Below are 8,340 nucleotides of genomic sequence, written 5' to 3'. Positions count from 1 at the left end.
CGCATATGATGCGCGAGATTCCGACCCTGAGCCCACGAGACGCAACCGATGCCGCCCGAACTGAATTTGCGGATTTCGCCACGCACAGTGCAGCAAGAGACTGTCGACAAGCTGCGACTCGCGATCCTGTCCGGCCTGTTTCAGCCGGGAAACCGCCTTATTGAAAGCCAGTTGTGTGCACAGCTCGGCGTCAGTCGCCCCTCGCTGAGGGAGGCATTGCGCAGCCTTGAGGCCGAACGCCTGATCGAGATTGTGCCCAATCGCGGGCCGTCGATACCGGCGCTTTCGTGGAGCGAGGCAACCGCAATCTACGAGGTTCGAGAGCTGCTGGAAGTGGAGGCGGCCGGACGATGCGCGTCAAGAATCACCACGGCACAGTTGCGTGAGCTCGAGAAATCGCTTGCCGCCTTCGAAGAAGCCGCCTCGAGCAATGACAGCCTGGCCCAGGTCATGACCGCGGCCGACTTCTATTCAATCATACTTGCGAATTGCGGCAATCCCATCCTCGAGGAAGTCCATCGCGGTCTGGTGGCCAGGATCAGCTTTTTCCGGGGACGCTCGATGTCTTTGGAGGGCAGAGCGCAAAGTAGCCTGGCGGAGATGCGGGAGATATACGAATCCATTGCCGCCGGCGACGAGAAGGCCGCCCGCAAAGCCTCGAAACGGCACCTTTTGAAGGCAAAAGCGGCGGCAAAGATGTCCATGAACAGCGAGAGTTGAGGTCTCCGAGGCGACGCTCGGCCGAAATCTTGAAATCCTCTGTTTCGGATCGCGCGTCTGCGGCACCGCTGGGCGCGCAACCATCGAGGTCTTGCGTTAATACGGAACTTGGGAGTGGAGATGACCAAGGGGATTGGCGGGCGCAAACCGGGTGCCGATGTCGTCATCGTCGGCGGTGGCTCGGCAGGCTCGTTGCTTGCGGCGCGGCTGAGCGAGGAGCCTGCCCGTCGCGTTCTGCTGATCGAGGCAGGCGAGGAGGCGACCGACCCCGACATTTGGAATCCGGCTGCCTGGCCCGCGCTTCAGGGCCGCAGCTACGACTGGGACTATCGGACGGAGCCGCAAGCCGGCACGGCGGGTCGGGTGCATCATTGGGCGCGGGGGCGGCTGATCGGCGGCTCGAGTTGCCTGCACGCCATGGGTTACATGCGGGGCCATCCCTGCGACTTCCAGGCCTGGGCCGACGCGACCGGCGATCACCGATGGAGCTGGAATGAACTGCTGCCGGTTTTCCAGGCCATCGAAAACCACCCGCTTGGCGGCGACGGCATCCACGGCAAGGGCGGGCCGTTGCCGGTCTATCTGCCGACAGACGAAGTAAGCCCGCTTGCCCGTGCCTTGATCGAGGCAGGCGCGTCGTTGGGTCTGCCTCGCCTTAAGGGTCACAATAGCGGAGAGATGATCGGCGTCACCCCGAACTCTCTGAACATTCGAGATGGACGGCGGGTTACGGTCGCCGACGCCTGGCTCACGCCGGCTGTCCGAAGCCGCGGAAATCTGACGATCCTGACGGGATCCCGGGTGCGACGGCTGATCTTGGACAGCAATCGCATGCGCAGTCTCGAAGTTGTGGGACGACACGGCAGCCTTTTGGAGGTCTTTGCGGATCAGGTTGTGCTCTGCGCCGGCGCGCTGGAAACTCCGGCTTTGCTGATGCGCTCAGGCATTGGTCCGCACGGTATACTCCAGGTCGCCGGCGTTGGCTGTTTGATCGATATGCCGGAAATCGGTCGAAACCTTCAGGACCATCTGCTTGGTGCCGGCAATCTTTATGCGGCCCGCAAGCCGGTTCCGCCGTCGCGCCTCCAGCATTCCGAATCGATGACCTATATGCCGGCGGCCGGGTTCGCCGTTACCGGGCAGCCCGAAATTGTCGTTGGCTGCGGCGTGGCACCGATCGTGTCCGAACGCTTTCAGGCGCCTGCCGCCGGCACGGCCTATTCGTTGCTGTTCGGTATCACGCATCCCACGAGCCGCGGCGGCATGCGGATAAGCGGGCCGGAGCTCGATGACCGGTTGATCATCGACCCCGCATATCTGCAAACCAGCCAGGATCGAAAACTGTTCCGACAGGCTCTGGCGGCGGCACGAGAGATCGGCCATCGAGACGAACTCGCCGATTGGCGAGAGCGCGAGCTTCTGCCAGGTGCTCTGAATGGTGAGGCGGAGATCGACAATTTCATCGCGCAGTCGGTCATCACGCACCATCATCCCTGCGGCACCTGCAGGATGGGCAAGGACGTGGACGCCGTCGTCAATGCGAACCTACGGCTCAAGGCGCTTGACAATCTTTTTGTCGTGGACGCGTCGGTTATGCCCAATCTCACCGCGGGACCGATTCATGCTGCGGTCCTCGCGATCGCCGAAACCTTCGCGCGATGGCACCGGGCGCCGCTATGACCATCGCGCTGGACGCAACGACTGGCGCGAGCGGGACAGCGCCCGGCCCGCCGCGAATGATGTTCGCCCGGTGGAACGGCGCGATCAGCTCCAGGCGTGCAGCGGCGGGTTCTCGCCATTGAGGAAATACTTGCCGAGGATCGAATATTTCCAGCGCACCGGATCGTGCAGCGTGTGGGTGCGCGCATTGCGCCAGTGGCGGTCGAGATTGTGCTCGGCGAGCGTCGAGCGAGTGCCGGCCAGTTCGAACAGCTTGTTGGTCGCCGCGATGGCGATCTCGGTCGACAGGATCTTCGCTTCCGCGGTGACGATCTGCGCATGCGCCACCGTCTCGGCGGTCGGCTCGGCGACTGCCCGATCGATGGCGTGGCCGGCCTTTTCGAGCAGCGCCTGCGCGGCGTGCAGGCGAAGCGTCAGGTCGCCGATGGCCTGGATCGTGTAGGGATCGTCCCAGGCATTGGCGACGCCGCTGTCGATCCAGGCGCGGCTCCTGGTCCTGACGAAATGGACCGTTTCGTCGATCGCGGCCTGCGCGATGCCGGTGTCCACCGCCACCTGGATGATCTGGAAAATGGCTCCGTCTGCGGTCGGCTTGTCATAACCCTTATAGCCGGGCACGAGATGCGTCTTCGGCACCTTGACGTTGTCGATGATGACGGTGCCCGACAGCGTCGTGCGCTGGCCGAAGCTCGACCAGTCGTCGATCACGGTCAGGCCAGGCGCGCCGCGATCGGCGATCGCGTACCAGGCCCGGCCCTCGTCGTCGAGGGCCACGATCGGCACCAGATGGGCAAGCAGCGCGCCCGATGAATAGAATTTTTGGCCGTTGACGATGACATGGTCGCCGGCGTCGGTGAACTTCGTCTCGAAATCGGCGGCGCGCTTGGAGCCGAATTCGGAAAAGGCGTTGCCGAACCGCGTTCCCTTCAGCACTTCGGCAAACAGCAGCGCCTGCTGGTCCTTGTCGGAGACGGTGCGGATGGCCGCGACGACGCCGAGGTGGTTCTGCGCGATCTGGCCGATCGAGGAATCGGCGGCCGAGATGATCTCGATCACCTTGGCCAATGTGGCGTAGGACACCTCCGGTCCGCCGAACGCCTTCGGCACGTTGATCGACCATAGGCCGCTCTGCGAGAACTGGTCGAGCTCGGCCACCGGCCAGATCCGCTCGCGGTCGCGCTTGGAGGACTCCTTGACGAACTCGGCCGCGAGACGATGGGCGACCGCGATCGCTTCGGCATCATCCTTGATGATATGCGCGGCGGTGGCCGGGCGCAGCACAGGCGGCACGGCGGCCGCGGCTTTGTCGGTCTTGACGTTGGACACAGTCATTTCATGGCTCCTGGGGATTTCTATTCACACGACGGCGTGGAGATGGGTTGGTTGGGCGGCGGACGAAGGCTGTTGTCCGAGATAGAAGGCGCGCACATCCTCGCGCTGGCGCAGGCTGGCGGCGGCGCCGGAGAGAACCGAGACCCCGTTCTCGAGCACCGTCGCATGGTCGGCATAGCCAAGCGCGACCGCCGAATTCTGCTCGGCGACCAGGATCGACAGGCCGCTCTCGCGGTTCAGCTTCCTGAGCGTCTGGAAGATGTCCTGGACGATGAGCGGGGCAAGCCCCATCGACGGCTCGTCGAGGACGAGCAGCCGCGGTCGCGACATCAGCGCCCGGCCGATCGCCGTCATCTGCTGTTCGCCGCCCGAGGTCAGGCCCGACAAGGTCCGGCGCTTTTCCCTCAGGCGGGGAAAATAGGCGTAGATCCGTTCCAGGTCCCGATTGATCTCGGCGCGGCTGCCGCTGCGGCCGATGCCGCCCGAAACCAGATTCTCCTCGACGCTGAGGCTCTTGAAGCAGTGGCGGCCTTCCAGCACCTGGACGAGTCCGGCGCGCACCAGGTCGCCCGGCTGTCGCCGCGAGACGTCTCCGCCATCGAACCTGATGGAACCGGCGGTGATCTGGCCGCGCTCGGCCGGCAACAGGTTGGAGACGGCTTTCAGCGTGGTGGTCTTGCCGGCGCCGTTGGCGCCGAGCAGCGCCAGCATCTCGCCCTGCCTGATCTCGAAGCTGACGCCGTGCAACGCCGTGATGGCGTGATTGTAGGTGGCGTGGATATTGTCCACGGCGAGGATGACGTCATTGCCCGGCATCGGCATTTCCCTGATGTCTGCGAAAGTGGATGACCGGGCGTCGCAGAATAGTCCGGCGCCCGGTTCGTTGGATCAGTTAGTGGCGGCTACCGCGTCGGCATCGGCCGCGGTGCGCAGCTTGATGCCCTTCTCGGCGGCATAGGCCTCGGCCGACTTCTCGATGATCGGCCGCAGCAGCGACCAGTCAGGGGCGATCCAGTCGGAGACGACGTTCCACTTCTTGCCGTCCCACTGCTGGAAGGTCACGTAGCCTTCGCCTTCGTGGTTGTCCCAGCTGACATTGATGGAGTGAAACAGGTCCTTGGCGCCGAGCGCCTCAACCTTGGCCGGATCGAGCTTGAGGTGCTCGAAGCCCCAGCGCACCTCATCGCCGGTCAGCGTGCGGTGGCCGAACTTCTCCTGCGCGATGCGGATTGCCTCGACATTGAGGATGCCGTTGACGATGCCGAGATTGTGGTAGACCGAGCCGATGCGCGACTTGTCCTCGAGGTTGCCCTTGCCGGCGCCGTAGACGGTCTTCACGATCTCCTGCACCACCGGATAGGTGTTGCCCGAAGCCTGGGTGGTGATGGCGGTGTAGCCCTTGGCGGCGTCGCCGGCCGGGATGACGTCTTCTTCCGAATTCGACCAGACATTGCCGATGATGTGATCGACCGGATAGCCGACCTTGACCGCCGTCTTCAGCGCCACCGGGTTCATCACGCCCCAGCCGCGCAACACGACGAAGTCCGGCTTGGCGCGGCGGATCGTCAGCCACTGCGACTGCTGCTCGTTGCCGGGGTGCGGCACCTCGATCTGCTGCACGGTGAAGCCGTATTTCTGCGCCAGGAGCTCATAGATCGGGATCGTCTCCTTGCCGTAGGGCGAGCCGTGGTAGAGCACGACGATCTTCTTGCCCTTCAGCTTGTCGATGCTGCCTTCCTTGGCGGCGATGTAGTTCACGATGCCGGAGGTCTCGCTGTAAGGGTTAAGCAGCAGCGGGAAGACATAGGGGAAGACCCGCCCGTCGGTGGAGTCGGTGCGGCCGTGATTCACCGTGATCAGCGGCACCTTGTCGGCGGTGATGCGGTCGATCATGGCGTAGGCGATGCCGACCGACAGCGGGTTCCAGGCGGCGGCACCCGCGTGGCTCTTCTGACGCTCGTAGCATTCGACGCCGCGCTCGACCTCGTATTGGGTCTCGCACTCGTCCCAGGTCAGCTTGACGCCGTTGACGCCGCCGTCGCGGATGTTGATCAGGTTGAGGTAGTCGATGAAGCCGCCGAAGAAGCCGGTGCCGCCGGCCGCGTAGGGCCCGACGCGATAGCTCTGCAGCGGGAAATACTGCTCGTCCGCGTGGGCGGCCGGCAAGGCCACCGACACGGCCAGCGCCGCCGAGATGGCAACCGCCTTGACTGTGCTGAGGAAGGTCATGGTTCGAGGTTCTCCAATATGGGCCTTGGTTTGGCGCGGTTCATTTTCTGAATGCTTGCAGTGTTGGAGCGCGGAGCTGCCAAATGGTCTCAGCTCGATTGCCAGGCGAGCGAGAGCCGTCTTCGGACCCTGTCCCACAGGGCCACCAGCCCGTCCGGTTCCAGGATCAGAAAGAGGATGATGAGCGCGCCGAGCACGATGCGTTGGCTCATGTCGAGCACGCCGGAATCGAACAGGTCACCGAGCAGGAAGCCGCCAAGGCGCGACAGAACCAACGGGAAGACGACGATGAGCGCAGCGCCCAGGAACGCGCCTCGTATCGAGGCGAGCCCGCCGATGATGATGATGAACAGGATCTGGAACGAGCGGTCGAGGTCGAAGCCCGCCGGCTCCACTGTCCTCAGATAGGCGAACGCCCAGATGACACCGGCGACGCCGATGATGAAGGACGAGATGGCGAAGGCGAGCAGCTTCGTCTTCAGCACCGGAATGCCGATGATGCGCGCCGCCGTGTCGTTGTCGCGGATGGCGATGAAGTTACGCCCGGTCTGCGAGTTGACCAGCCGGTTGGTGAGAAACGTGAGGACGACGACCACGGTAAGCGCGAAGAGGTAGCGGCCGACCGCGCCGTCGAACTCGAAGCCCGCGATGGAGAGTTTTGGAGCATCGATGACGCCGGACGCGGAGTCGTTGGAGAACCAGCTGAACTTGGTCAGCGCCCATTGCACGAAGAACTGCGCGGCAAGCGTCGAGACCGCCAGGTAGAAGCCTTTCAGCCGCAGGCTGGGCAAGCCGAAGACGATGCCGATCGCGGCGGCCACGAGGCCGGAAAGGACGATGCTGGCGACGAGCGGCAGGCCTTCGACGCGCAGGTTGAAATTATAGGCGGCGAAAGCGCCGGCCGCCATGAAGGCGGCACTGCCGAGCGACACCTGGCCGGCATAGCCGGTGAGGATGTTCAGTCCCAGGCCCGCCAGGCTGAGCGCCAGGAAAGGCAGCAGGATCGCCTCGAACAAATACGAACTGCCGATCAGCGGGACGACGACATAGGCGAAGGCGATGAGGAGCAGCGGCGCCAGCCATTTCGGCAGGGTGGCGACCGGAGACAATTGCGTGGCGACGGCGCTCATCGTCAGACCCTTTCGACAAGCTTCTGGCCGAACAGGCCTGATGGGCGGATGAGCAGGAAGACGAGCGCCACGACATAGGCGAACCAGCTTTCTATGCCGCCGCCGAAATAGTCGCCGATATAGACCTCGGCGAGCTTCTCGCTGGCGCCGATCAAAAGCCCGCCGACAATCGCGCCGAGGATGGAATCGAAGCCACCCAGCACCAGCACCGGCAGCGCCTTGAGCACCACCAGCGACAGCGAGAACTGGACGCCGAGACGCGCGCCCCAGAGCAGTCCGGCCACCAGCGCGACGAGACCTGCCGCGGCCCATACGCTCGCCCAAATCAGCGGCAGCCGTAGCCCGACGGCTAGAGCCGCGAACTGGTCGTCGGCGACGGCGCGGAAGCTCAAGCCGATGCGGGTGTAGCGGAAGAGCAGCGACAACAAGAGCACCATGACCGCGGCCACCGCGGCGGCGAAGATGTCGAACTGGCTGATCAGCACGCCGCCGACTTCCAGCGGCACGTCCTCGATGCCGAGCTCGAGGCCGTGCACCTGCGTGCCCCAGATGAGCTGGGCGGCGCCTTCGATGATGTAGGAAAGGCCGAGCGTCGCCATGAACAGGATGATGGGCGGCTTGTTGGTGAGCGGCCTCAGCACTGTGCGCTCGATGCCGATGCCGAGCGCCACCATGATGGCGAAGGTGACGGCCAAGGCCAGCGCGAACGGCACGCCGCGCTCGACGAGGCTGACGAAGGTCAGCGCCGCGAACAGGAGCAGCGCGCCTTGCGCGAAGTTGAGCACGCCGGACGTCTTGTAGATCAGCACGAAGCCGATCGCGACCAGCGAGTACATGACGCCGGAGAGCAGACCGCCGGTCAGCACTTCGAGGAAGAACTGGTAGTCGAAGTCGCCGATCATATCCCTGCCCCGTCCTCATTGTCAGACGCGACGCCGAGATAGGCGTCGATGACGCGCTGATCATTCCTGACCTCATCCGGCGTGCCGTCAGCGATCTTGCGCCCGTAATCGAGCACGGCGATGCGGTCCGACAGGCCCATGACGACGCCGACATCGTGCTCGATCAGCACGACGGTGGTGGCGAAGCGGTCGCGCGCGGCGCGCACATAGGCCGCCATCTCGCTCTTCTCGCCCGCCGTCATGCCGGCCATGGGTTCGTCGAGCAAAAGCAGCCGCGGTTCGGCGACCAGCGCCCGGGCAAGCTCGGCACGCTTCTGCAGGCCATAAGGCGGCGTGCCGGCCAGCCG

General features: G+C 64.4%; 7 protein-coding genes and 1 pseudogene. 2 read left to right on the top strand and 6 right to left on the bottom strand.

Annotation, left to right across the window (positions count from 1 at the left end):
* Window positions 1-48 precede the first annotated feature (48 nt).
* Window positions 49-720: a GntR family transcriptional regulator gene (locus EOA28_RS16160; protein ID WP_127252282.1), complete on the top strand. Its 672-nt coding sequence runs from the start codon at window positions 49-51 to the stop codon at window positions 718-720.
* 120 nt (window positions 721-840) lie between these two features.
* Window positions 841-2,400, top strand: a complete 1,560-nt coding sequence (locus tag EOA28_RS16155) for a GMC family oxidoreductase (RefSeq protein ID WP_128315047.1) — start codon at window positions 841-843, stop codon at window positions 2,398-2,400.
* 84 nt (window positions 2,401-2,484) lie between these two features.
* Here EOA28_RS16155 and EOA28_RS16150 read toward each other — a convergent pair whose 3' ends face one another.
* The 6 genes and pseudogenes from EOA28_RS16150 to EOA28_RS16125 form a co-directional block, all read right to left on the bottom strand.
* Window positions 2,485-3,732: an SfnB family sulfur acquisition oxidoreductase gene (locus tag EOA28_RS16150; protein ID WP_127252285.1), complete on the bottom strand. Its 1,248-nt coding sequence runs from the start codon at window positions 3,730-3,732 to the stop codon at window positions 2,485-2,487.
* 24 nt (window positions 3,733-3,756) lie between these two features.
* A complete protein-coding gene (locus EOA28_RS16145; protein WP_126081796.1) occupies window positions 3,757-4,548 on the bottom strand; it encodes an ABC transporter ATP-binding protein in 792 nt (263 codons plus the stop codon).
* A gap of 72 nt (window positions 4,549-4,620) precedes the next feature.
* On the bottom strand, window positions 4,621-5,961 hold the full coding sequence (locus EOA28_RS16140; RefSeq protein WP_127252287.1) for an ABC transporter substrate-binding protein: 1,341 nt from the start codon (window positions 5,959-5,961) through the stop codon (window positions 4,621-4,623).
* Between the two features lie 89 nt (window positions 5,962-6,050).
* Window positions 6,051-7,091 carry a branched-chain amino acid ABC transporter permease gene (locus EOA28_RS16135; RefSeq protein ID WP_127252289.1) on the bottom strand — a complete coding sequence of 347 codons (1,041 nt, stop codon included), beginning with the start codon at window positions 7,089-7,091 and terminating at the stop codon, window positions 6,051-6,053.
* A 2-nt stretch (window positions 7,092-7,093) separates the two neighbouring features.
* Window positions 7,094-7,990: a branched-chain amino acid ABC transporter permease gene (locus EOA28_RS16130; RefSeq protein WP_189342062.1), complete on the bottom strand. Its 897-nt coding sequence runs from the start codon at window positions 7,988-7,990 to the stop codon at window positions 7,094-7,096.
* A pseudogene (locus EOA28_RS16125) lies at window positions 7,990-8,340 on the bottom strand (ABC transporter ATP-binding protein); the annotation flags it as partial. The gene EOA28_RS16130 and the pseudogene EOA28_RS16125, both read right to left, overlap by 1 nt.

Source organism: Mesorhizobium sp. M2A.F.Ca.ET.067.02.1.1 (assembly GCF_004023285.1).
GTDB lineage: Bacteria > Pseudomonadota > Alphaproteobacteria > Rhizobiales > Rhizobiaceae > Mesorhizobium.
Note: the sequence above shows the minus strand (reverse complement) of the source record. Positions and strands in the feature narration are given on the sequence as shown.